Here is a 23,897-nt window from a genome sequence, read left to right as displayed (position 1 = left end):
ATTCACATGATTACTTGAACTTGATTTTCGCTACCAGTCCCATGTTCAGGGTCGTTTCGCCCGGCTCGAAACTCGGCTCGGCCACCTGGCTGCCGCCATAAGCCGCCATATCGGCGCTCATGTTGCGCGCGCCGGCCACGTTGACGCGTTGCGCGTAGTTGCCCGAACCTTCGAAATCGATGGTATCGATCACGGCGTCATTGACGTTGCGGCCCATGGCGCCGGCGATGGCGGCCACGCGCTCGTTCAGGTTCTTGTAGGCGGCAGCGATGCGCTGGTCGTCGAGCTTGCGGATGGTGGCGGGCGCCAGGCCGAAGTTCAGGCGGTTCAGGGTCAGCACGCCTTGTGCCGCGGACACGGTTTTCGGCAAGGCGGCCAGATTCGTCGTCGTCACCTGCAGATACTGGCCCACTCTCCAGCCGGTCGGCACGCGCGGCTTGGCGGCAACACCCGGCGGCAAAGGCGCCGTTTCCGGATACACGGCATACGTGTAGTAGCCCTGGGTCTTCAGTACGGCTTGCGGATCGGCTTTCTTGACGATGGCCACGCCCTGGTTCATCTTCTGGTTCACGCGCGAGGCGGCGGCAGCCTTGTCCTTGTCCTGCTCTTCGATGGCCAGGGTGACGGTCACCTGGTCATTCGCATGCACCACTTCGCCATTCGCGGGCACCACCACAAGGGTGCCCGCAGTGGGCAAGGCCTGGGCTTGTGCGCCCAGGGCAACGGTAGCAACGGCCGCAGCCAGCAACGATTTCATGACGGTCATAGTATTCTCCTGGAAAATAATGGGGCAAAAACGACCATGGGGCCAGAAGCCCCATGATTTTTCAAACAATCTACTGCGGAAAACTACCGCTTTACGCAGCTCAAACGTGTGCTTACTTGAACTTGACCTTGCCGACGACGCGCATGTCCAGGGTCGTTTCGCCTGGCTCGAAGCTAGGTTCGGCAACGGCGCTGTCATCGGCCATCTTGGCGCTGCGCATCATCATCGGTGCGGCGGCAGCACGGTTTTCGGTGACATAGTTGCCCGAACCTTCGAAGTCCACCGTATCGAGCACGGCGTCGGAAACGTTGCGGCCCATGGCCTTGGCGATGGCGGCCACGCGCTCGTTCAGGTTTTTATACGTGGCGGCGATGCGCTGGTCATCCAGCACGCGGATGGTTTCCGGCTTCAGGCCGAAATTCAAGCCATTCAGGGTCAGCACGCCTTGCGCTGCGGACACGGTTTTTGGCAGCGCAGCCAGGTTGGCCGTCGTCACTTCCAGGTACTGGCCCACGCGCCAGGCTGTAGGCAAGCGTGGCTTGGCGACGGCGCCGGCTGGCAATGGGCGCTCTTCCGGATACACGGGATAGGTGTAATAGCCATACGATTTCAGCGCGGCGGAAGGATCGGCCTGCTTGACGATGGCGATGCCCTTGTTCATCTTCTGGTTCACGCGCGACGCGGCGGCTGCCTTGTCCTTGTCCTGTTCTTCGACGGCCAGCGTCGCGACGACCTGGTCGTTAACATGCTTGACTTCGCCAAATGCGGGTACGACCACCAGGGTGCCGTTGGTCGGCAAGGATTGGGCTTGTGCGCTCAAGGCAACGGTGGCAGCGGCGGCAACAAGGACGGATTTCATCACGGTCATAGGGTACTCCTAGGTGGTTAATAATGGCTGACAACAAGGCATGCAGCGGCAGCCGTACTGAACTGCGGTGCCACATGCGCTTGAGAAACTTGTCAAACTGTGTAGATTCTAACGCCTCATTCATTCCCGTGGCGCAAATTAACAAATCGTCACAAAATGCGTCAGCCAGTCACATCTGCTCACATTTAAATAACAACGTTATTTTATATAACATTGATATCAATGCCCCGCCACCACGCCGCCGCTGCGGCGGCCCGGCTTGAAGCTGTGCCGCCGCGCGCGCCAGGCGATGGCCAGCGCCACCAGCAGCAAGGCCAGCATGGCCCACGGGAACGAGGCCGCGCCATAGCCGTCGAGCAGCATGCCGCCCGCCAGGCCGCCGCCCGCGATGGCCACGTTCCAGATGGTTGCCACCATGGCCTGCGCCACGTCCATGCCGTCGCCGGCAGCATCGGCCGATGCCGTCTGCAGCAAAGTGCCGGCGCCGCCAAAGGTGACGCCCCAGATGGCCATGCTGATATAGATGACGGCCGGCACGTCCATCGCCAGGCCCAGCGCCACCACCACCAGCGCAAACGCGGCGATGCAGCCCAGCACGAGCTTGCGCAGCCAGCGGTCGATCAGCTGGCTGACCAGCCAGATGCCGGCCAGCGAGCCCACGCCATACACGAGCAGCACCAGGTCGACGCGGGGACGCAAGCCCGACGGCGCCAGGAATGGCGCGATATACGTATATAAAATGTTATGCGCCAGCATCCAGGCAACGATGACCGCCAGAATCGGCCGCACGCCCGGCGTCATGAACACCTGGCGTATGCTCAGGCGTTCGCCGTTCTTTTGCCCCGGATAATCGGGCACGGCCAGCAACACCCACGCGACCAGCACCACGGCCAGGCCGGACATGATGCCGAAGATGCTGCGCCAGCCCAGCATGCCGCCCATCAGGGTGCCCAGGGGCACGCCCAGGGACAGGGCCAGCGGCGTGCCGATCATGGCGATGGCCATCGCCCTGCCCTGCTGCTCGACACCCACCATGCGGCGCGCATAGCCGGCCATCAAGCCCCAGGCCAGCCCGGCCGCCATGCCCGTCACGAAGCGCGAGACCAGGGCGACGAGGTAGTTGGGTGCCAGGGCCGTCGCCGTATTGAAGATCAGGAAGCCGACGATGGCCAGCAGCAAGACATTGCGCCGGCGCCAGGTGCTGGTGAGCGCCGTCAGGGGAATGGCCGTCAGGATGGAGCCGATGGCGTAGACGGTCACCAGCTGGCCCGTCATGACCTCGGAAATGCCGAGGTCGCGGGCAATCTGCGGCAGCAAGCCGGCCGGCAAGGTTTCCGACAAGAGAGCAAGAAACGCCGTCATGGCCAGGGCCAGCAAGGCCAGGACGGGAAGGCGATCGGAAATGGAAGATTCTGCAGCGCCCGGCATGGGCACTGCCGCGGTAGTGCGGTCAGTCATAGGGGTCCTTCTGGTTGCGCAGGCGATTAATAACTAGCGCCTGGCGTGCTACGAAAGCGGTGATGCGCGTTGCGGTCGGCAGATACCGAAACAGATGCAGTCCATGTAAAACTGCAAAGGAAGGGCGGGATTATATAGGAATATGAAAAGACAGGAGGCGGGCAAGAAAAAACCGGGCTCCGCAAGAAAACCCGGTTTCCAAGGGACCGGGGCAGCGCCCTTATTTGCCGCGCCGCAGGAAAGCCTGGATGGCGTCCACCGTCGCGGCCGGCTGCTCTTCCATCAACCAGTGGCCCGCATCGGGCACAACCAGTTCCGTGACGTTGGTGGCGGCATTGCGCATGACCACGGCCTCGTTGGCGCCGAAGGACTTGGCGCCGCCGATCGCCAGCACGGGCATGGTCAGCTTGCTTGCCATCGAACGTACATTGTCTTCGGCATCTTGCGGGATCGCCAGAAATTGCGCGAAGGCCGAATGCATGGCGCCCTTGCGCGCATACAATTTGGCGTAATGGCGCCGCGTTTCCTCGTCGATCTTCGCTGGCGTGCCGGCGAATTCATTCCAGAAGCGGTCCAGGTAGATGCGCTCGCGCCCCGCCACCAGGCGTTCCGCATCGGGGCCGCCAAACGAAAAGTGCCACAGTTGCGGACTGCGCACGATCTGTTCCCACGGCGGAATGCCGGGCACGGGCGCATCCATGACGACCAGCCGGTCCGTCTTGTCTGGGTAGCGGGCCGCATACGCGTATGCCACCATCGTGCCGATATCGTGCCCGACAACGTCGGCGTGGTCGATGCCCAGCTTGTCGAGCACGGCACGCATGTCGGCCGCCTGGGTGCGCTTGTCATAGCCGCCCGCCGGACGCGAAGACAGGCCCATGCCGCGCAAGTCGGGCGCCACCACCGTGTGCTCGCCAGCCAGCGCCGCCGCCAGCGGCGCCCACATGTCGCCCGTATCGCCAAAGCCGTGCAGCAACAGCACGGCCGGGCCGGAACCGCCCACGCGCACGTGGATCGTGCCGTCGGGCGTGGCGACATTCATGGTCTTGAAGCTCTTGGGATAGGCGGGAACGCCCGCCTGCGCGTGACTAAAGGAAAACAAGGTCAGAACGGTGGTCAGAAACAGGCCCAACAGACGAGTTGGGAGCGAAGCCAGGGCTATCGTGTGCACGTGTGCCTCCTGATCAAGATGGTGCCGAAACCGGCAGCATTCAGGGTAACACCGGCAGGCCGCGCTGCCGCGCAGCATTGACAAAAATCCAGCATGAGTCAATGCGCGGCAGGCGGGAAGCATCCGCCATCGCTGACGAAAAAAAAGCCGGCTTGCGCCGGCTTTTCATGGTGAATCCGCAAAAAATGTTTAGTTTTTCGACTGGTCAACCATCTTGTTCTTCGCAATCCAAGGCATCATGGCGCGCAGTTTGGCGCCCACTTCTTCGATCTGGTGCTCGGACGTCAGGCGGCGGCGCGAGATCAGGGTCGGTGCGCCTGCCTTGTTTTCCAGGATGAAGCTCTTCGCGTATTCGCCCGTCTGAATGTCTTTCAGGCATTGACGCATCGCATCCTTGGTGGCCGATGTCACAACTTTCGGGCCCGTCACGTATTCGCCGTATTCGGCGTTGTTCGAGATCGAGTAGTTCATGTTGGCGATGCCGCCTTCATAGATCAGGTCGACGATCAGCTTCAGTTCGTGCAAGCACTCGAAGTAAGCCATTTCCGGCGCGTAGCCCGCTTCCGTCAGGGTTTCGAAACCGGCCTTGATCAGTTCCACGGCGCCGCCGCACAGCACGGCCTGTTCGCCGAACAAGTCCGTTTCGGTTTCTTCACGGAAGTTCGTTTCGATGATGCCGGCACGGCCGCCGCCGTTGGCCGATGCGTACGACAGGGCGATATCGCGGGCGATGCCCGATTTATCCTGGTAGACGGCGATCAGGTGGGGCACGCCGCCACCCTGGGTGTAGGTGGCGCGCACGGTGTGGCCCGGGGCTTTCGGCGCGACCATGATCACGTCCAGGTCGGCGCGTGGCACGACTTGACCGTAATGCACGTTGAAGCCGTGGGCGAAGGCCAGCACGGCGCCTTGCTTGGCGAACGGGGCGATGTTTTCGTTGTAGACCTGGGCGATGTTTTCATCTGGCAGCAAGATCATGATGACGTCGGCCGCTTTCACGGCGTCGTTGACTTCCGCTACTTTCAAGCCCGCTTGCTCGACCTTGGTCCACGAAGCGCCGCCCTTGCGCAGGCCGACGGTGACGTTGACGCCCGAATCGTTCAGGTTTTGCGCGTGCGCGTGGCCTTGCGAACCGTAGCCGATGATGGCAACGTTTTTGCCTTTGATCAAGGAGAGGTCAGCGTCTTTGTCGTAAAAAACTTTCATGGTATTTCCTATAATTTGATGATGCGTTGTTGTTTTAAATGCGGCGCCAGGGCCGCGTAGAGCTGCTTATATTTTTATACTTTGAGGATGCGTTCGCCGCGGCCGATGCCGGAACCGCCCGTACGGACGGTTTCCAGGATGGCGGCGCGGTCGATCGAATCGATGAACGCGTCGAGCTTGACCTTGTTGCCGGTCAGTTCGATCGTGTACGTCTTTTCGGTGACATCGATGATGCGGCCACGGAAGATATCGGCGGTGCGCTTCATTTCCTCGCGCTCCTTGCCCACGGCACGGACCTTGATCAGCATCAACTCGCGTTCGATATGCTGGCCTTCGGTCAAGTCCACCACCTTGACCACCTCGATCAGGCGGTTCAAGTGCTTGGTGATCTGCTCGATGATGTCGTCCGAACCGCTGGTGACGATGGTCATGCGCGACAGGGTCGAGTCTTCCGTCGGCGCCACGGTCAAGGTTTCGATGTTGTAGCCGCGTGCCGAGAACAGGCCCACCACGCGCGACAGGGCGCCCGCTTCGTTTTCCAGCAAGACAGAAATAATATGGCGCATGATTAGAGATCCTCCGAGCCGAGCATCATTTCGGACAGGCCCTTGCCGGCTTTCACCATTGGCCACACGTTTTCGGACTGGTCGGTAATGAAGTTCATGAATACCAGCCTGTCTTTCATGCCAAACGCCTCTTTCAGGGCGCCGTCGACGTCGCCCGGTTTTTCAATTTTCATGCCCACGTGGCCATATGCCTCGGCCAGCTTTTCGAAGTCGGGCAGCGAATCCATGTACGACTCGGAATAGCGCGAACCGTAATCGATTTCCTGCCACTGGCGCACCATGCCGAGGAAACGGTTGTTGAGCATGATGATCTTCGGCGTCAGGTGATACTGCTTGCACGTGGCGAGCTCCTGGATGCACATCTGGATCGAGCCTTCGCCCGTGATGCAGGCAACGGTGGCGTCCGGATTGGCCATCTGCACGCCCATGGCGTACGGCAAGCCGACACCCATGGTGCCCAGGCCGCCGGAATTGATCCAGCGACGCGGCTTGTCGAAGCGGTAATACTGAGCCGCCCACATCTGGTGCTGGCCCACGTCGGACGTGATGAAGGCGTCGCCCTTGGTGATCTCGAACACTTTCTCGACCACCGATTGCGGCTTGATGACGAGGTCCGAGGTCGGGTACTTCAGGCATTCGCGGCCACGCCATTCGGCGATCTGCTTCCACCAGTTACTCAATGCATTGACGTCCGGCTTGGCTTCGGCCGCGTCCAGTTGCGCGAGGAATTCGATCAGCACATCCTTGACGTTGCCGACGATGGGAATATCGACCTTGACGCGCTTGGAAATCGACGATGGATCGATGTCCACGTGGATGATCTTGCGCGGATGCGAGGCGAAATGTTTCGGGTTGCCGATCACGCGGTCATCGAAACGGGCGCCGATGGCGATCAGCACGTCGCAATTCTGCATCGCCATGTTCGCTTCGTAGGTGCCGTGCATGCCGGGCATGCCGACAAACTGCTCGCTCGAGGCACGGTAGGCGCCCAGGCCCATCAAGGTGTTGGTGCACGGAAAACCCAGGCGGTCGACCAGCTTGTTCAGCTCGGCCGATGCGTTCGCCAGGATCACGCCGCCGCCCGTGTAGATCATCGGGCGTTCGGCTTGCAGCAACAGCTGCACGGCCTTGCGGATCTGGCCCGAGTGGCCCTTGTCGACGGGACGGTAGGAACGCATCTCGACTTCCTTCGGATAGTCGAAATGGCATTTGTGCATGCTGATATCCTTGGGGATATCGACCAGCACGGGTCCCGGACGGCCGGTACGGGCGATGAAGAAGGCTTTCTTGATCGTGGCCGCCAGGTCCTTGACATCCTTGACGAGGAAGTTGTGCTTGACGACGGGGCGCGTGATGCCGACCGTGTCGCATTCCTGGAACGCATCCTGCCCGATGGCATGGCTCGGCACCTGGCCGGAGATCACCACCATGGGAATCGAGTCCATGTACGCGGTCGACAGGCCCGTGACGGCATTCGTGACGCCCGGACCGGACGTGACGATGGCGACACCGACTTTGTTCGAGCTGCGCGAATAGGCATCGGCGGCGTGGATCGCGGCCTGCTCGTGGCGTACCAGGATATGCTGGAATTTGTTTTGCTGGAAGATGGCGTCGTAGATGTAGAGTACGGCTCCGCCCGGATATCCAAAGACGTGCTCGACGCCCTCTTCAGCCAGACAGCGCACGACAATTTCTGCGCCCGTAATTGGTCCTGCTGCTGCTTCGGTATTCATGAAACATTCCTTTCAAGGTCCATTGGAGATTGATCGGATGTTCTTTCCTGACGAAGTTCGCTGTGCGCGACAGTGCTCCTGCTTCCCTTTTCATGCGGTCACGCAATTTCTTTGGGCACCCATAGATACCTTACAAAACAACGCTTAACGCAACTCGTTTGGCCGGAGTTTCTGTGGCGCCTGTACGAACCGCTCGCGCTTGTGGCGCGGGTTAGAACAAACTGCCTACAAATGAAAGCGCGTCTTGCCGCGGATGGCCTTGTGTGCCGGTCGCGACCTGACCATAGGGCTTTGGGGTGTTCAAAGCGTCCTATACGGTATCGCGTCGCACCATTATGGTCAAGGAAAATGTCAGCCGAATGGGCTTTTTGCGCGCACGCCGTGCAAAAACTCTGCGGAAACGCACATTTTTTGCTAGCATGCACGGGGTTGCAAAAAGCATACCCGCCCCATTTCGCCCACCGCCCCCGCAGCCGCTAAGATCCCCCATACCGCATGGCAACAGACAAAGAATTATCCGACTTTCTAGAAAATGTCGAGCGGCGCGCTTTCAAGCAAGCCGCCTACGCGGTCCGCAAGGAAGAATCGGCACTCGACATCGTGCAGGATGCCATGATCAAGCTGGCCGAGAAGTACGGCGACAAGCCGGCCGCCGAACTGCCGATGCTATTCCAGCGCATCTTGCAGAACACCATACTCGATTATTTCCGCCGAGAAAAAGTTCGCAACACCTGGGTCAGCCTGTTTTCCGGCATGAAGCCCTCGGGCGACGAGCATGAGGATTTTGATATACTTGACACTTATGAATCGGAACAGGGCTCCAGCGCCGCCGAATCGTCGGCCGACCAGGTCGAACGCGCGCAAATCCTTGATTTGATTGATGCAGAGGTACAAAAACTGCCGTCACGTCAACGCGAAGCCTTCCTCATGCGTTATTGGCAGGACATGGATGTGGCTGAAACAGCGGAAGCGATGGGTTGCTCCGAAGGTAGCGTGAAAACACATTGCTCTAGAGCTACCCACACGCTCGCCGAATCGCTGAAAGCCAAGGGAATAAAATTATGAACACCGACGATCTCAATTTCGCTTACAAAGTGCGCCATGCACTGAACGAAAAACTCGACGACCTGCCCGCATCGGCCACCGATCGCCTGGCCGCGGCACGCAAGCTGGCCCTGTCGCGCAAGAAGGCGGACGCACCCGCCGCCGTCACCGTGCGCCAGAACGTGTTTGCCGGCGTGGCCAGCAGCCTGTTTGTCGAACCGCTGTCGTGGCTGGGCCGCATGAGCGTCGTCATCCCCCTGCTGCTGCTGGTCGGCGGCATGGTGGGCATCTATCAGTTTGAGCAAGAACAACATATTGCCGAACTGGCAGAAATCGACGCCGCCGTGCTGTCGGACGAATTGCCGCTCTCCGCCTATATGGACCATGGCTTCAATGCCTATCTGACGAAACGCGAGCAATAAGCATGGCACGCTTGAGCGTACGCAAAGGCTGGCTGGCCGGCGGCATCGGCCTGGGCGCCTGCGCCCTGGCTGGCGCCGCCTGGATGGGTCAGCACCAGGCGCCGCCTGCCGCTGCACCCGTGGCGGCCACGCCTGCAGCGGCCGTGGCACCGCCCCCCGCCGTCAAACCCGGCTCGCCCCGCACGTCCGGCAAGGGCGGCACGCCGCCCAAGGCCAGCGACAACCCCTCCTGGAACAAGCTGTCGCGCGCGCAGCAGGAAGCCCTGCAGCCGCTGGCGGGCGAATGGAACAAGCTCGAAGCGCTGCGCAAGCAGAAATGGCTCGATATCGCCAACCGCTTTGCCTCCATGACGCCGGACGAGCAAACCCGCGTGCATGAACGCATGCGCGAATGGATCAAGCTGACGCCGGAGCAACGCCGTCTCGTGCGCGAAAACTATGCGCGCACGAAAAAAATTGATCCTGGTCAAAAGACCGCGCAATGGGAGCAATACCAGCAGTTGCCGGAAGATCAAAAGAAAAAGCTGGCGACGGAACTCGTGCCGAAGAAGCCGCTGGAAAAAGTGCCTGCGATCAATTCGAATACGAGCAAACCGGCCCCGATCCTGCTGCCTGCCACGCCGGCAGCGCCCGTCGCCGCTGCGCCTGCGCCTGCCCTGCCGCCCGCTCCCGCAGCAGCAAGCGTGCCCGTCGCCGATCCTGCCGCGACTCCCGCCACCGTGCCCGTCACGCCACCGACCACGCCTGCCCCACTGCCGACCAATGTCAAATAGCACGCCTGCCGCCAGCATCACCCATCCCACGATCAAGCGCCGCCTGATTTCCATGGTGTACGAATCGCTGCTGGCCCTGGCCGTGCTGTTCCTGCCCTTCCTGCTGTTCGAACTGGCCGTGCAAGGCGCGCATACGCCGTTGACGGAACACATGCGCCAATGCCTGGCCTTCCTCGTCATGGGCGCGTATTTCATCCACCAATGGAGCCGCGAAGGGCAAACCCTGGCCATGAAGACTTGGCGCCTGCAACTGGTGCTGCCGGGCCACGCCCACGTGCCGCTGCGCGTGGCCGCCTGCCGCTACGTGCTGTCCTGGATGTGGCTGCTGCCCGCGCTGGTGGCCGCGTATGTCTTCGACCTGCAGCACTGGACGGCCCTGGGCGCCATCGGCGCGGGCATCCTGGCCTGGTCGGCCACGGCCCTGTTCACGGGCAATGGACAATTCCTGCACGACAAGCTGGTGGGCACGCAGATCGTGCAATTGCCGGCGCCCGCCAAGAAACCGAAGAAAGTCGCCGCCTGAGTTTTTATGCGGCTTGACCTGGGTCATTGAAGCGCCACGGGGGCTCTGCGATCATGGCGTGCCATGAACAATACCTCCCCCCTCCCCCACACACGTTTCGCCCCATACCGCGCGGAAGTCTGCAGCGAAGACGAAGTCAAGCTGCTCGTCCACACCTTCTATGCAGCCGCGCGCGACGACGCCATGCTGGGCCCCATCTTTGCCGCCGAGGTCAAGGATTGGGATGCCCACCTGGCCACACTGGTCGATTTCTGGTCAGGCTTGCTGCGCGGCACCATGCGCTACCACGGCAAGCCGCTGGCCCAGCACGCGCAAATGGAACACCTCACGCCCTGCATGTTCCGCCGCTGGCTGACCCTGTTCTTTGCCACGACGGAAAGCATGGGCAATGCGGCCCTGCAAGAGAAGGCCGATACCATCGCCTTGAATATTGCCGAACGGCTATGGAAAAGCTTTGCAGAAAGCCACGCCATCACGGCGCCGCAGCTTTAGAAGCGTTCGTAGCCTTGCAGATAGCGCCACTGCCCTGACGGCATGGCGCCCATCGAAATACGGCCGATGCGCAGGCGTTTCATGCCGACGACTTCCAGGCCCACCATCTTGCACATGTGGGCGATCTGGCCCGGCTGCACGTTTTTCAGGGCGAAACGCAGACGCGTTTCATTCTGCCAGCTGACCTTGATCGGTGGCAAAGGCTTGCCATTGAAGGGCAAGCCGTGATTGAGCAGCGCCAGGCCGTTTTCCATGATGGCGCCGGCCACTTCGACGATGAATTCCTGCTCCACCGTTTTCGCTTCGTCGACCAGCTTGCGGGCCACGCGGAAATCCTGCGTAAACACGAGCAGGCCGGACGCCATGGTCTCGAGCGGATTGGTGATGGTCAGGCCGATCAGGTGGCGTTTCAGGAAGCGCGTGACGGAGCTGGGCGCCACGTTCTCCGGCGTGAAGATCTCTTCGGGACGCAAGCAGCTCAGGGCCGGCTTGCCTTCGCTGCCCACACCGCCATTGATGCCGGCCGGCTTGTGCAGCAAAATCGTCACGGGCGGCATTTCGTCGAGGGTGGCGTTCGGCAACAGCACCACTTCCTGGTTGTCCGCCACGCGCGCGCCCGACTCTTCCACCAGCACGCCATCGACCGTTACCCAGCCGCCCTCGATATACAGCTCGGCCTCGCGGCGCGAACAGGGCACGTCTTCGGACAGGCGCTTGGCCAGGCGGACGGTGGGCATTTCGTGTGGTGTGGTCATGGGAGGCGCAAAAAGCAAGGGAGGAGAAAGCCGGTATTGTAACCGACCCGCTCCTCCCCTTTTACGACTTGCGCTGATGACTGTCGGATTACGCTGCTGACTGTCGGATTACGCTGCTGATTGTCGGATTACGCGCAGAGCGCTAATCCGACCTACGTGGTGCATCCGGTAGGTTAGCTTAGCGGCTTGCCGCGTAAGCCAACAATCAGGCTTGCGCCTTCGCCAGTTCCTCGGCAAAGAAGCGGTGGCCCATCTCTTCCAGGCCCAGGGTCTGCAGCACTTCCTGCAGGCGTTCCGTCGGACGCTGGCGCGGCAGGTTCTTGTAGCTGGCGATGATCAGCTCATTCTTCATCGAATGCTCCCAGCCCACCAGCTCCGTCACGCTGACCTGGTAGCCATGCGCTTCCAGCTGCAGGCAACGCAGCACGTTGGTGATCTGGCTGCCGAACTCGCGCGTGTGCAGCGGGTGGCGCCACAGTTCCGTCAAGACATTCTTGCCCAGGCTCTTGCCCTTGTTCTTCTTCAGCACGGATGCCACTTCCGCCTGGCAGCATGGCACCAGCACCATGAATTTCGCCTTCTTCTTCAAGGCAAAGTGGATCGCGTCATCGGTGGCCGTGTTGCACGCGTGCAAGGCCGTGACGATGTCGATCTGTTTCGGCAGCAAGTTCGATTCCGTCGATTCGGCCACGGACAGGGGCAAGAACGACATGCCGGGGAAGTTGAATTTTTTTGCCAATTCCTGCGAACGCTGCACCAGCTCTTCGCGCGTCTCGATGCCGTAGATGTGCGAACCGTCGCTGCCGTTCTTGAAGAACAGGTCGTACAGGATGAAACCCAGGTAGGACTTGCCGGCGCCGTGGTCGACCAGGGACACGCCGGGGTGGTCCAGCTGCACTTCGCGCAGCAGCGGTTCGATGAACTGCGTCAGGTGATACACCTGCTTGAGCTTGCGGCGGCTGTCCTGGTTCATCTTGCCGTCGCGCGTCAGGATGTGCAATTCCTGCAGCAAGGCGACCGACTGGCCGTCCTTGATCTCGGGCATGTTGCTGGCGGCGGTGATGATGTCTTTCGGCACTGAAGCCGCGGCGGCGGGCGCCGCGCCCTTAGCGCGCTTCATCGATCCACGCCATCTGTATCGCTTCGAGCACTTTTTCGCCGCCGCGCGTGTGGTCATCGTCGAAGCCGTCCAGTTCCACCACCCAGTTATGCAGGTCGGTGAAACGCACGGTCAGGGGATCGATGTCCGGATGCGTGTCGTACAAAGCCTCGGCAATCGCGTTGATGTCAGACCATTTCATGTTAGTGGCTGCCTTCGCTGACCTGGTTGATCGTGTATTTCGGGATTTCGACGACGAGGTCGGCCTCGGCCACGATGGACTGGCACGACAGGCGCGACACGGCTTCCAGGCCCCAGGCCTTGTCCAGCATGTCTTCTTCCAGTTCCGTCGCTTCGTTCAGGGATTCGATGCCTTCGCGTACCAGCACGTGGCAGGTGGTGCAGGCGCACGATTTTTCGCAGGCGTGCTCGATGTCGATGTCGTTTTCCAGCAGGATGTCGCAGATGGACTTGCCGGCAGGGGCTTCGATGACGGCGCCGTCCGGGCAAAGCTTGGCGTGCGGCAGGATAACGATTTGTGGCATGGTTTCTTCTTTCAGTCTGTCATTCGGAGCGCGGCCGCGGCGAGTGCCTGCGGCGCGCATGTCAATTATCTTTAAACGACTTGATCCAGGGATTTACCCGTCAAGGCCGTGCGCACGCTGCGGTCCATGCGGCGCGAGGCGAAATCCTCGGTGCCGTCGGCCAATGCCTCGATCGCCAGCTTCAGGGCCTGGTGGTCGATGGCGCCGCTTTGCGACTGCACGATGGCGTCGCGCACCTTGTTCATCAAGCCGTCGACGGCCGCGCGTTCGTCCGCATCGAGCAGGGCGCCGTCTTCGTCCAGCGCCGACTGCGTGGCCAGCAGGATGCGTTCCGCTTCCACCTGCTCTTCGCGCAGCGCGCGCGCCACCATGTCGACGTCGGCCGACGTGTACGAATCCTGCAGCATGCGGGCGATGTCGTCGTCGCCCAGGCCGTAGGCGGGCTTGACGCTGATCGACGCTTCCACGCCCGAGCGCAGCTCGCGCGCCGAGACGGACAGCAAGCCGTCCGCATCGACCTGATAGGTGATGCGGATGCGCGCGGCGCCCGCCACCATCGGCGGAATGCCGCGCAGTTCGAAGCGCGCCAGCGAGCGGCAATCGCTGACCAGCTCGCGCTCGCCCTGCAGCACATGCACGGCCAGGGCCGTCTGGCCATCCTTGAAGGTCGTGAATTCCTGCGCGCGCGCGCATGGAATAGTCGAATTGCGGGGGATGATCTTTTCCACCAGGCCGCCCATGGTTTCGATGCCCAGGGACAGCGGGATCACGTCCAGCAGCAGCCAGTCGTCGCCGGCGGCACGGTTGCCAGCCAGCAAGTTCGCCTGGATGGCCGCGCCCAGCGCCACCACCTTGTCCGGATCGATATTCGCGTGCGGCGTCGTGTGGAAGAATTCGCTCACGGCGCGCTGCACGTGCGGCATGCGCGTGGCGCCGCCCACCATCACCACGCCGTCGACGTCGTCCGCATCCACGTTCGCGTCGCGCAAGGCTTTCTTGATGGCGTTCATGGTCTTGGCGACCAGGTGCGCCGTCATCTTGACGAATTCCTCGGCCGTGATGCGCAGATGAATCTCTTCGCCCGAATTCAGGGCCGCGTCGATCATCGTTTCCGACTTGGTCGACAGCAATTCCTTGATCTCGCGCGCTTTCACCATCAGGATGGCCGTATCTTCGTCCGACAGGGGCGCCAGCTTGGCGTGTTCGCTGATCCAGCAGAACAGGCGGCGGTCGAAATCGTCGCCGCCCAGGGCCGAGTCGCCGCCCGTGGACAGCACTTCGAACACGCCCTTGCTCAGTTTCAGGATCGAGATGTCGAAGGTGCCGCCGCCGAGGTCATACACGGCGTACACGCCTTCGGAAGCGTTGTCGAGGCCATATGCGATGGCGGCGGCCGTCGGCTCGCTCAGCAGGCGCAGCACGTTGATGCCGGCCAGCTGGGCCGCATCTTTCGTGGCCTGGCGCTGCGCATCGTCGAAATACGCCGGCACGGTAATGACGGCTCCCACCAGGTCGTCGCCCAGCGAGTCTTCCGCGCGCTGGCGCAGGGTGGCGAGGATCTGCGCCGACACTTCGACGGGGCTTTTCACGCCGGCCACGGTTTTCAGCTGCACCATGCCAGGCGTATCCTGGAAATCGTAGGGCAGGTTTTCCGCGTAGGCGATGTCGGCCAGGCCGCGACCCATGAAGCGCTTGACGGAAACGATGGTGTTCTTCGGGTCGGTGGTTTGCGCAGACAAGGCCTTGTAGCCGATGTTTGCATGGCCGTTCGGCAGGTAGCGCACGACGGAGGGCAGCAGCGAGCGCCCGTCTTCGTCGTTGAGCACCTCGGGGATGCTGTTGCGGACAGTGGCGACCAGGGAATTGGTGGTGCCCAGATCGATGCCGACGGCCAGGCGGTGCTGGTGCGGCGCGGTCGACATGCCTGGTTCGGAAATTTGCAGAAGTGCCATTGTATTCGTGCCTCGATTAATTTTTTTGCGTGATGCAGCTGATGCCTGGTGCGCATTATAAAACGCGGGCCAGACTGGCGCTTGGCACGCCGGTCAAGCGGTCTGACGATCAGGCTTCGATGGCCTCGTAGGCAAACCGGACTTCCTCGCCGAATTTGTCGAGGAACATCAGGGCGCGCACGCTTTGCGCGGCGTTCACATAATCGCCGCCGTCGAGCTGGGCGGCCACCTGGGCCAGCAGCGCCTTGCGTTCGCCGCGCAGCTGGCGGTCCAGGGCGTCGAGCGCGTCGGCATCCTTGCCGGCCCGCGCATCGCCCAGCTCTTCGCGCCATTCCATCTGCTGCATCAGGAAGCTGACCGGCATGGCCGTGTTCGATTCCGTCTGCAAATCGACGCCATTGAGCTCGCACAGGTATTGCGCGCGCTTTTGCGGGTGTTTCAGGGTCTGGTAGGCTTCATTGGCGCGCGTGGCCCATTGCATCGCCACGCGCTTTTCAGCACTGCTGGCGTTGATGAAGCGGTCCGGATGGACCTTGCCCTGCACGTCGCGGTAGGCCGCGTCGAGCGCGCTCATGTCGAGCCCGAACTGCGCCGGCAACTGGAATAATTCGAAGTGGTTTTGCATAATGGTCGGTGGTCGCTGTACCGCAATCGATGGGTACAGCGCACCGACCGGGGTCTTGCCAGCTGTTTAAATCCTGAAGGACTCGCCGCAGCCGCAGGCGTCTTTTTCGTTCGGATTGTGGAACTTGAAGCCTTCGTTCAAGCCTTCGCGCGCGAAATCGAGTTCCGTGCCGTCGATGTAAGGCAAGCTTTTCGGGTCGACGAAGACTTTCACGCCGTGCGATTCGAAGACGCTGTCTTCGGCCGCCACTTCATCGACATATTCGAGCTTGTAGGCCAGGCCCGAGCAGCCCGTGGTACGCACGCCAAAGCGCAGGCCCATGCCCTTGCCGCGCCGTTCGATATAACGGTTGATGTGCTTCGCCGCTTTTTCGGTCAGTGTGATCATGTATTTCTCCGCTCCTGTTCCCACATGGGAACAGGTATCAAAATCCAACAAATTCTAGAGTGCCTGAAAAACGTTCAGGGCAAGGCGCATTGCCGAAGGCAGTACGACTAGTACGACAAGGCAATGCAACGCAGCCATGGGCGTTTTCTCAGGCGCTCTACGCTGCCGGATGACGGGTCTGGTAGTCCAATACTGCCGCCTTGATGGCGTCTTCCGCCAGGATGGAGCAGTGGATCTTCACTGGCGGCAGGGCCAGTTCTTCGGCGATCTGCGTGTTCTTGATGGCCAGCGCCTGGTCCAGGGTCTTGCCCTTGACCCATTCGGTCACCAGCGAGCTCGACGCGATGGCCGAACCGCAGCCGTAGGTCTTGAATTTCGCATCTTCGATCAGGCCGTCGGCGCCGACCTTGATCTGCAGTTTCATCACGTCGCCGCAGGCAGGCGCGCCGACCATGCCGGTGCCGATGGTTTCATCACCCTTGTCGAAAGCGCCCACGTTGCGCGGGTTTTCGTAGTGATCGAGTACTTTGTCCGAGTAAGCCATTTTGATGCTCCTTTAATATTCTTGCCGGCCCCCGAAGGAGGCCACGGTATTGGTTAGTGGGCAGCCCATTGGATGGAATTGATGTCGATGCCATCCTTGAACATGTCCCACAGCGGCGACAGGTCGCGCAGCTTGTGTACTTTCGATTTCAGCAGGTTGACGGCAAAGTCGATGTCTTCCTCGGTCGAGAAGCGGCCGATGGTGAAACGGATCGAGCTGTGCGCCAGTTCGTCGCTGCGGCCCAGGGCGCGCAGCACGTACGATGGTTCCAGGCTGGCCGAGGTGCAGGCCGAACCGGACGACACGGCGATATCCTTGATCGCCATGATCAGCGACTCGCCTTCGACATAGTTGAAGCTGACGTTCAGGTTGTGCGGCACGCGGTGGTCCATGTCGCCGTTGATGTAGACTTCCTCGATCTCCTGCAAGCCCTTGGCCAGGCGGTCGCGCAAGGCCTGGATGCGGCCGATTTCGCTGTCCATTTCTTCCTTGGCGATGCGGAACGCTTCGCCCATGCCGACGATCTGGTGCGTCGGCAGGGTGCCCGAACGCAGGCCGCGCTCATGGCCGCCACCGTGCATCTGCGCTTCCAGGCGCACGCGCGGCTTGCGGCAGACGTACAGGGCGCCCACGCCTTTCGGGCCGTAGGTCTTGTGTGCCGTAAAGGTCATCAGGTCGACCTTGGTCTTTTGCAGGTCGATGACGACCTTACCCGTCGCTTGCGCGGCGTCGCAATGGAAGATGATGCCTTTCGAGCGGCAGAACACGCCGATTTCGTCGATCGGCTGGATCACGCCGATTTCGTTGTTCACCAGCATCACCGACACGAGGATGGTATCGGGGCGCACGGCCGCGGCCAGCTGCTCGACGGTGATCAGGCCGTTGTCCTGCGGTTCCAGGTACGTCGCTTCAAAGCCGATGCGTTCCAGTTCGCGCACCGTGTCCAGCACCGATTTGTGCTCGGTCTTGACGGTGATGATGTGCTTGCCCTTGGTCTTGTAGAACTGTGCCGCGCCCTTGATGGCCAGGTTGTTGCTTTCCGTCGCGCCGGACGTCCAGATGATTTCGCGCGGGTCCGCGTTCACCAGGGCCGCCACGTGGCCGCGTGCTTCTTCCACGGCTTTTTCCGCCGTCCAGCCATACATGTGGCTGCGCGAGGCCGGATTGCCGAACTGCTCGCGCAGGTAGGGAATCATCTTGTCGGCGACGCGTGGATCGATCGGCGTGGTGGCCGAGTAATCCATGTAGATCGGGAAATGCGGTGCGGTTTCAAAGTGCACTTGGCCTACGTTTTTTTCTGGGGCGTTCATCAATAACTCCTGCAATCAGCAACTGGTATTTTTGTCATTATCAACCGAGGGCGGCGTGGTTACGGTGCATCACCATCACGCTTTGCTCGGCATTCTTTTGTCTCTGCTGGTCGACCAGGTCCTGCAAGGACACAGAATCCAGATAATCGACCATTTTTTCGTTGAGTGTGGACCACAATTCATGCGTCATGCAGCGCGCGCCCGTGGCCGCGTCGGCGCCGTGGCAATGTTCCTTGCCGCCGCACTGCGTGGCGTCCAGCGGTTCGTCGACGGCGATGATGATGTCGGCCACCGTCACCTTGTCGGCGCGGCGCGCCAGGCTGTAGCCGCCGCCGGGGCCGCGGATCGACTCGACGATCTCATGGCGGCGCAGCTTGCCGAACAGCTGTTCCAGGTAGGACAGGGAAATCGACTGGCGCTGGCTGATGCCGGACAAGGTGACCGGTCCCTTGCCCTGGCGCAGGGCAAGATCGATCATCGCTGTCACGGCAAAACGGCCTTTTGTAGTCAGACGCATACATCCTCGGCTCAACTGTTCAATAACTGGTTTAAAATATTGCGGCTTTTCAACTTCTCAAACCCTGAGTAGTTGAATGATTTAGTCAAGTATAACAAATTCGGCGGGGTTTGTCAGAGCGCCCCTCGATGACCACAGGGCTGGCAGGGGCATGGCCGGCCGCGCCAGGCGCGGCGGCATCAGGAAAACAACAGTCGGGAAAGCGCGGGCATGCGCAGCGTCAATTCTCAGCCCCGCAAAGCGCTTCTTACTTTCATCAGTTCAAAGCCCAGCAGGTTCAAGCCGTCCCAGCGCGAGGGATCGCCGATGCGCGGATTGTCCGACGCCAGGCCCACGCCCCAGATGCGGTCGACGGGACTGGCTTCGACGATGACGCGCTCGCCCGTGCCCAGCAAAAACTTGCGCAGCGCGGGCTTTTGCGAGAACTTGGCAAAGTTGCCGTCGAAAACGATGCCGGCGCGTGCCGCTTCCCACGCCTTGGCATCGAAGTTCGCCACTTCGCGCCCCAGCTTCTTCACTTCCGACGGCCGCTCGGCCGCCACGATGCGCGCCTGGACAGCCGTGTCGCCAAACAGGGCCGCCTTTTGCGCCATCATGTAGTGCTCGGCCGTCGCATACGTCACGCCAGCAAGGCTGAACGGCGACGGAAACCACTGGCTGAAACAGCTCTTGTCGGGCACCTGCGGCTGCGCCGGCGTGTGGCCCCAGAAATACAGATAGTCGGGCACGCCGCCCGCCGCGATCCACGCCTTCAATTCTTCCACGTTACTGATTTGCATATTCCCCGCACTTCCGCCAGACAGGCGATGATTCAAGCTCAAGCACGCAATAGTTGCATCGGGCCAAACAAGGCCTGCATGTCACGATTGCCGATAAAGGACAGATTATACGGATGTTCCGCCGTCACCTGAGGCAAGGATGCCGCCACCGGCAGGCGTTTGACCAGCTCGGCAATCTTGCCCCACAGCACCAGTTGCGGCAAGGCTGCCCCGCCCTGCTGTGCCAGCGCTTCCAGCACCACCTGCAGGAAAGGCAGCCAGCCGCGCGCATCCTGCACGGGCGGCACGTGGGAACGGAACACCAGCGCCGCATTGAGCAGCAGGAAACCCTGCTCCGTCATCTTGCGCTGCAAGTCGGGCAGGGTCTGGATCACGTCGCTGTCGGCTTGCTGCGCGGCCGCCGCCACGGGCGCCATGGCCGCGCCGGACGTGTCGCCGCCCTGCAGCTGGCCATCGGCCACCAGCAGCATCTTCATGAAGTTGCGCAAGGACGTGGCGCGGTTGACGGGCTTCGACAGCCCGGTCGCCGACCACAGGCTGCCCACGGCGCCATCCATGAAGCACACGCCCGTGGCGCTGTCGGCGCGCGGATACGGCCCCTCGCCCACAAGCACGTAGCGCACCTGCGCCAGCGGCAAGGCAAATGCGGCAAACAGGCGGCCCTGCGTGGGCAGGTAATCGTCGATGGCCAGCGCCGGCAGGTAGGCGGGATCGGCCGCCATCACGGCGTGCAGGCCGCGCAGCAGGATGGGACGCCAGGAGGCATGCGCCAGGGACAGGGCATCGGTGATACTGGCAGGAACGGTTGTTGCGGTCATGGCGCGTAAAATATTTGGGCAAACGCAAATTGTAGCGCACCGGCAAGCTGGCATTAACGAAAACACACGATCCAGATCAATTGCGCATGAAAAAGCCCCGCCGGTTGCCGGGCGGGGCTTGCTGCAGTGCGCCGTGTCAAAGCTATTCGGCGTCAGGCTGCTGCGACGGATGCGCGGCGGCAAACGCCGGCAAGCCGGCGCAATGCGCGTGGATGCGCGCCACGCGCGGGTACGGCGCCAGGTCGATGGCAAAGCGCAGCGCATTGAACACTTGCGGCACCAGGCAGCAGTCGGCCATGGTGGGGGTGTCGCCATGGCAGAACAGGGCCGTGCCGGCAGGATCGCCCTGCGCCAGCAGCGCCTCCACGGCCGCCAGCCCCTCGGCCATCCAGTGGCGGTACCATTCCTGCTTGACCTCGTCCGACAGACCCAGCGTGCCTTTCAGGTACTTCAGGACGCGCAGATTCGTCAGCGGATGGGCGTCGCAGGCGATGGCCAGCGCCAGCGCGCGCACGCGCGCCCGTCCCAGCGCGTCCGGCGGCAGCAGCGGCACGGCTGGCCGCGTCTCGTCCAGGTACTCGAGCATGGCCAGCGACTGCGTCAGGATGGCGCCGTCGTCGTCGAGCGCCGGCACCAGGGCCGACGGGTTGACGGCGCGGTAGGCGGGCAGCAGCTGCTGTCCGCCGTCCTGCAGCAGGTGCACGGGGATGCTGTCGTAGGCGATGCCCTTCAGATTGAGGGCAATGCGCACGCGGTAGGCGGCCGAACTGCGAAAATAGGTGTACAGCTTCATGGGCGGCCTCCTCAGGCGCGCGTGGCGCCAGCGTACGGGGCCACCGTCTGCTCGATGCTGCCGAAGATGCTGGCGCCGGTCGCGTCGCGCATCTCGATGCGCACCGTGTCGCCGAACTTCAGGTACGCCGTCTTCGGGGCGCCGTGTTCGATGGTTTCATACATGCGCACTTCGGCCAGGCAGCAGTAGCCCACGCCGCCATTGTCGATGCTGGAGCCGAACAAATTGCCCTGCTTGTTCGACACGGTGCCCGAGCCGACGATGCTGCCGGCGCCCAGTTCGCGCGTCTTCGCCGCATGCGCGACCAGCTGGGCAAAGTTGAAGGTCATGTCTTCGCCCGCATTCGGCTTGCCGAACGGCTTGTCGTTCAAGTCCACCAGCAGCGGCAGGTGCAGCTTGCTGTCCGCCCAGTCGGCACCCAGTTCGTCCGGCGTGACGGCGACGGGGGAAAACGCGCTGGCCGCTTTTGATTGGAAGAAGCCGAAGCCTTTCGCCAGTTCGCCCGGGATCAGGTTGCGCAAGGAGACGTCGTTGACCAGCATCACCAGGCGGATCGCCTTCGCCGCGTCGTCCACGCCGGCGCCCATGGCCACGTCGCCCGTGATCACGGCCACTTCCGCTTCCAGGTCGATCCCCCAGTCCTCGGACAGGGCGAAGATGGGGTCGCGCGGACCGATGAAGCTGTCCGAACCGCCCTGGTACATCAGCGGGTCCGTGTAGAACGAGGCCGGCACTTCCGCGTTGCGCGCCTTGCGCACCAGTTCCACGTGGTTGATGTAGGCGGAACCGTCGGCCCACTGGTAGGCGCGTGGCAGCGGCGAGTGGCACAGCGCGGCGTCAAATGGCTGCGCGTCGGGCGCCTTGCCGCCGTTCAGGTCCGCGTACGCCTGCTCCAGTTTTGGCGCCACGGCGTCCCAGTTGTCAAGCGCCGCCTGCAAGGTGGGGGCGATGGCGGCCACGCGCTGGTACTGGCGCAGGTCGCGGCTGACGAGGATCAGGGCGCCGTCGCGGCTGCCGTTTTTCAGGGTTGCGAGTTTCATGGTGTTCCTTGTTCGATGTATTGGTCAGAGAGTGTCGATCCGGGGCGCTCAGGCGTCGGCCGGCGCGTGCATCCAGGCGGCGTGCTTGGGCGCGCGGCGCGTCTGCGACCATTCTTCCAGCATTTCCCATTTGACGGCGTCCAGTTTGCCCATCATCTCGGGCGTGCCCACGTTGGCCGCCAGCTCCAGGCGGTGGCCATTCGGGTCGAAGAAGTAGATCGACTGGAAGATGGCATGGTTCACGGGGCCCAGCACCTCGATGCCCCCCGCCACCAGACGCTCTTTGGCGGCCAGCAGTTCTTCCATGCTGCCCACTTCCAGCGCCAGGTGCTGCACCCAGGCGGGGGTGTTGCGGTCGCGGTCCATGGGCGGCTGCGTGGGCAGCTCGAAAAAGGCCAGCACATTGCCCTGGCCCGCGTCGAGAAACACATGCATGTACGGGTCTGGCGCCTTGGTTGACGGCACCAGGTCTTCGGCGATGGCGAGGACGAAATTCATGTTCAAATGCTTGACGTACCACTCAACGGTTTTCTTCGCGTCGATGCAGCGGTAGGCGACGTGGTGGATCTGCTTGATTTTCATGCGGTCTGTCTCCGATGGATGGCGCCGTGGGCGCGATGTTTTTCAGCTTTTCACCATTAGAATCCAGTTACAGCTATCATACAAACAATTTTTAACCATCGATTTATCGGATTATCTTATGAGTCCCAGCCTGCGACAGATGCGCGCCTTCGTGGCGCTGGCCAAGACCGGCAGTTTTACCCTGGCCGCCGAATACCTGCACGTGACGCAGTCCGCCTTGAGCGGCTTGATCAAGGAACTGGAAAGCGTGCTGGGCGTGCGTGTGGTCGAGCGCAGCACGCGCAAGACGCAGCTGTCGGAAATCGGCCGCGAGCTGTATCCGCTGTTCGAAAAGATGATCGAGGACCTCGACGGCGCCATGGCCGGCATCGCCCAGCGCAAGGCATTGAAAACGGGCATGGTGCGCATCGCCGCGCCGCAGATGATGGCCTGCACCCTGCTGCCGGAAGTGATCGCCGCCTACCGCCAGGCGCACCCGGACGTGCAACTGCGCCTCGTCGACTGTCCCGTGGAAAACGTGTCGGCCCGCGTCTTCAGCGGCGAAGTCGATTTCGGCATCGGCCCCGAGCGCGATCCGACGGCGGAAATCGCCGCGCAGGTGCTGTTCGAAATGCCCTTCGTGCTGGTCTTCCCCGAGCAGCACCCGCTGCGCCAGAAAGAGCGCGTCACCTGGGCCGACGTGGGCGACTACCCGTTCATCTCTCTGCAGGGCCAGTTCACGGAACGCCTGCTGCGCGACATGCACGGCGCGTTTCGCGAGCTGTCGCTCAATCCCTACAATGAAGTGACCTTCATGACGACGGCGCTGGCCATGGTCAGCGCCAACCTGGGCATCACGGTGTGCCTGCCGTACGCGGAACCGATGGTCAAACTATACAATTTGCACATGCGCGCCCTGCATGAGCCGGAACTGACGCGGCGCTTTTTCGTCTACACGAAGACGGGCCGTTCGCTGTCGCCGGCCGCCGAAAGCTTCATGGCCTTCCTGTTCCAGTTCGTCGAGACGCATGAATGGAACGTCGGCGGCAACAGCGGCGCTCGCGACACCCTGCCCGCCGGCAACGTGGCCGGCAGCGCCTTATAATGGCGCATCGCCCCTTGCCCCTGATGCCATGACCCAGCCTGACCA

Annotated in this window: 28 protein-coding genes; 6 read left to right on the top strand and 22 right to left on the bottom strand. The window is 62.0% G+C overall.

Annotated elements, in window-relative coordinates; genetic code table 11:
• Positions 1-10: 10 nt before the first annotated feature.
• The 7 genes from VPH41_RS06970 to VPH41_RS06940 all read right to left on the bottom strand — a co-directional run bounded on the left by VPH41_RS06970 (position 11) and on the right by VPH41_RS06940 (position 7,768).
• Positions 11-766: an SIMPL domain-containing protein gene (locus VPH41_RS06970; protein WP_328569403.1), complete on the bottom strand. Its 756-nt coding sequence runs from the start codon at positions 764-766 to the stop codon at positions 11-13.
• Positions 767-878: 112 nt separating this feature from the next.
• A complete protein-coding gene (locus VPH41_RS06965; protein ID WP_152283143.1) occupies positions 879-1,634 on the bottom strand; it encodes an SIMPL domain-containing protein in 756 nt (251 codons plus the stop codon).
• 219 nt (positions 1,635-1,853) lie between these two features.
• Positions 1,854-3,092, bottom strand: a complete 1,239-nt coding sequence (locus VPH41_RS06960; RefSeq protein ID WP_328569402.1) for an MFS transporter — start codon at positions 3,090-3,092, stop codon at positions 1,854-1,856.
• 220 nt (positions 3,093-3,312) lie between these two features.
• Complete coding sequence (locus tag VPH41_RS06955) at positions 3,313-4,134, bottom strand: alpha/beta fold hydrolase (RefSeq protein ID WP_328569626.1); 822 nt, start codon at positions 4,132-4,134, stop codon at positions 3,313-3,315.
• A gap of 318 nt (positions 4,135-4,452) precedes the next feature.
• Complete coding sequence (gene ilvC / locus VPH41_RS06950) at positions 4,453-5,469, bottom strand: ketol-acid reductoisomerase (protein WP_034750044.1); 1,017 nt, start codon at positions 5,467-5,469, stop codon at positions 4,453-4,455.
• A 74-nt stretch (positions 5,470-5,543) separates the two neighbouring features.
• Positions 5,544-6,035, bottom strand: a complete 492-nt coding sequence (ilvN, locus tag VPH41_RS06945; protein ID WP_010399754.1) for an acetolactate synthase small subunit — start codon at positions 6,033-6,035, stop codon at positions 5,544-5,546.
• A 2-nt stretch (positions 6,036-6,037) separates the two neighbouring features.
• Entirely contained in the window at positions 6,038-7,768 is a 1,731-nt protein-coding gene (locus VPH41_RS06940) for an acetolactate synthase 3 catalytic subunit (RefSeq protein WP_328569401.1), read from the bottom strand.
• Between the two features lie 495 nt (positions 7,769-8,263).
• On the opposite strand from VPH41_RS06940, the gene VPH41_RS06935 reads away from it, so the two are divergent.
• The 5 genes from VPH41_RS06935 to VPH41_RS06915 all read left to right on the top strand — a co-directional run bounded on the left by VPH41_RS06935 (position 8,264) and on the right by VPH41_RS06915 (position 11,022).
• The gene (locus VPH41_RS06935) at positions 8,264-8,833 is read left to right on the top strand and encodes an RNA polymerase sigma factor (RefSeq protein ID WP_034779551.1); all 570 of its coding nucleotides are present in this window, start codon (positions 8,264-8,266) and stop codon (positions 8,831-8,833) included.
• Entirely contained in the window at positions 8,830-9,234 is a 405-nt protein-coding gene (locus VPH41_RS06930) for a DUF3619 family protein (protein ID WP_152283140.1), read from the top strand. The genes VPH41_RS06935 and VPH41_RS06930 overlap by 4 nt, the downstream gene beginning before the upstream one ends.
• Before the next feature lie 2 nt (positions 9,235-9,236).
• The gene (locus VPH41_RS06925) at positions 9,237-10,007 is read left to right on the top strand and encodes a DUF3106 domain-containing protein (RefSeq protein WP_328569400.1); all 771 of its coding nucleotides are present in this window, start codon (positions 9,237-9,239) and stop codon (positions 10,005-10,007) included.
• The gene (locus VPH41_RS06920) at positions 9,997-10,530 is read left to right on the top strand and encodes an RDD family protein (RefSeq protein WP_328569399.1); all 534 of its coding nucleotides are present in this window, start codon (positions 9,997-9,999) and stop codon (positions 10,528-10,530) included. The genes VPH41_RS06925 and VPH41_RS06920 overlap by 11 nt, the downstream gene beginning before the upstream one ends.
• 63 nt (positions 10,531-10,593) lie before the next feature.
• Positions 10,594-11,022 (top strand): group III truncated hemoglobin, encoded by a 429-nt coding sequence (locus VPH41_RS06915; RefSeq protein ID WP_328569398.1) that lies wholly within the window; start codon positions 10,594-10,596, stop codon positions 11,020-11,022.
• Here VPH41_RS06915 and VPH41_RS06910 read toward each other — a convergent pair.
• The 15 genes from VPH41_RS06910 to VPH41_RS06840 all read right to left on the bottom strand — a co-directional run bounded on the left by VPH41_RS06910 (position 11,019) and on the right by VPH41_RS06840 (position 22,768).
• Positions 11,019-11,777, bottom strand: a complete 759-nt coding sequence (locus VPH41_RS06910; RefSeq protein WP_328569397.1) for an rRNA pseudouridine synthase — start codon at positions 11,775-11,777, stop codon at positions 11,019-11,021. The two genes, VPH41_RS06915 and VPH41_RS06910, sit on opposite strands and share 4 nt — an antisense overlap.
• A 205-nt stretch (positions 11,778-11,982) precedes the next feature.
• Positions 11,983-12,897, bottom strand: a complete 915-nt coding sequence (locus VPH41_RS06905) for a class I SAM-dependent methyltransferase (protein ID WP_152283135.1) — start codon at positions 12,895-12,897, stop codon at positions 11,983-11,985.
• Positions 12,884-13,078, bottom strand: a complete 195-nt coding sequence (iscX, locus tag VPH41_RS06900) for a Fe-S cluster assembly protein IscX (protein ID WP_152283134.1) — start codon at positions 13,076-13,078, stop codon at positions 12,884-12,886. The genes VPH41_RS06905 and iscX overlap by 14 nt, the downstream gene beginning before the upstream one ends.
• A 1-nt stretch (position 13,079) precedes the next feature.
• Complete coding sequence (gene fdx, locus VPH41_RS06895; RefSeq protein ID WP_034750070.1) at positions 13,080-13,421, bottom strand: ISC system 2Fe-2S type ferredoxin; 342 nt, start codon at positions 13,419-13,421, stop codon at positions 13,080-13,082.
• 71 nt (positions 13,422-13,492) lie between these two features.
• Positions 13,493-15,373 carry a Fe-S protein assembly chaperone HscA gene (gene hscA, locus VPH41_RS06890; RefSeq protein WP_152283133.1) on the bottom strand — a complete coding sequence of 627 codons (1,881 nt, stop codon included), beginning with the start codon at positions 15,371-15,373 and terminating at the stop codon, positions 13,493-13,495.
• A 109-nt stretch (positions 15,374-15,482) separates the two neighbouring features.
• Positions 15,483-15,998, bottom strand: a complete 516-nt coding sequence (gene hscB, locus VPH41_RS06885) for a Fe-S protein assembly co-chaperone HscB (protein WP_287778441.1) — start codon at positions 15,996-15,998, stop codon at positions 15,483-15,485.
• Positions 15,999-16,064: 66 nt separating this feature from the next.
• Positions 16,065-16,385: an iron-sulfur cluster assembly protein IscA gene (iscA, locus tag VPH41_RS06880; protein ID WP_010399774.1), complete on the bottom strand. Its 321-nt coding sequence runs from the start codon at positions 16,383-16,385 to the stop codon at positions 16,065-16,067.
• Between the two features lie 157 nt (positions 16,386-16,542).
• Positions 16,543-16,929: a Fe-S cluster assembly scaffold IscU gene (iscU, locus tag VPH41_RS06875; RefSeq protein WP_034750082.1), complete on the bottom strand. Its 387-nt coding sequence runs from the start codon at positions 16,927-16,929 to the stop codon at positions 16,543-16,545.
• A gap of 53 nt (positions 16,930-16,982) precedes the next feature.
• Positions 16,983-18,239 (bottom strand): IscS subfamily cysteine desulfurase, encoded by a 1,257-nt coding sequence (locus VPH41_RS06870; protein ID WP_152257109.1) that lies wholly within the window; start codon positions 18,237-18,239, stop codon positions 16,983-16,985.
• Positions 18,240-18,279: 40 nt separating this feature from the next.
• Entirely contained in the window at positions 18,280-18,756 is a 477-nt protein-coding gene (gene iscR, locus VPH41_RS06865) for a Fe-S cluster assembly transcriptional regulator IscR (protein WP_065310626.1), read from the bottom strand.
• A gap of 227 nt (positions 18,757-18,983) precedes the next feature.
• A complete protein-coding gene (locus VPH41_RS06860) occupies positions 18,984-19,535 on the bottom strand; it encodes an NADAR family protein (RefSeq protein ID WP_152283131.1) in 552 nt (183 codons plus the stop codon).
• Between the two features lie 38 nt (positions 19,536-19,573).
• Positions 19,574-20,353, bottom strand: coding sequence for a uracil-DNA glycosylase (locus VPH41_RS06855; RefSeq protein WP_328569396.1), 780 nt, complete (start codon positions 20,351-20,353; stop codon positions 19,574-19,576).
• 142 nt (positions 20,354-20,495) lie between these two features.
• A complete protein-coding gene (maiA, locus tag VPH41_RS06850; RefSeq protein WP_328569395.1) occupies positions 20,496-21,146 on the bottom strand; it encodes a maleylacetoacetate isomerase in 651 nt (216 codons plus the stop codon).
• An 11-nt stretch (positions 21,147-21,157) separates the two neighbouring features.
• Positions 21,158-22,186 carry a fumarylacetoacetate hydrolase family protein gene (locus VPH41_RS06845; protein WP_328569394.1) on the bottom strand — a complete coding sequence of 343 codons (1,029 nt, stop codon included), beginning with the start codon at positions 22,184-22,186 and terminating at the stop codon, positions 21,158-21,160.
• Positions 22,187-22,234: 48 nt separating this feature from the next.
• The gene (locus tag VPH41_RS06840) at positions 22,235-22,768 is read right to left on the bottom strand and encodes a VOC family protein (protein ID WP_328569393.1); all 534 of its coding nucleotides are present in this window, start codon (positions 22,766-22,768) and stop codon (positions 22,235-22,237) included.
• Positions 22,769-22,886: 118 nt separating this feature from the next.
• Here VPH41_RS06840 and VPH41_RS06835 point away from each other — a divergent pair, with 118 nt between their 5' ends.
• The gene (locus VPH41_RS06835) at positions 22,887-23,852 is read left to right on the top strand and encodes a LysR family transcriptional regulator (RefSeq protein WP_328569392.1); all 966 of its coding nucleotides are present in this window, start codon (positions 22,887-22,889) and stop codon (positions 23,850-23,852) included.
• The last annotated feature ends 45 nt before the right edge of the window (positions 23,853-23,897 follow it).

The organism is Janthinobacterium sp. P210006, from assembly GCF_036231885.1.
GTDB lineage: Bacteria > Pseudomonadota > Gammaproteobacteria > Burkholderiales > Burkholderiaceae_D > Janthinobacterium > Janthinobacterium violaceinigrum.
The sequence above is the reverse complement of the archived record's forward strand: the minus strand, read 5'-3'. Positions and strand labels throughout refer to the sequence as shown.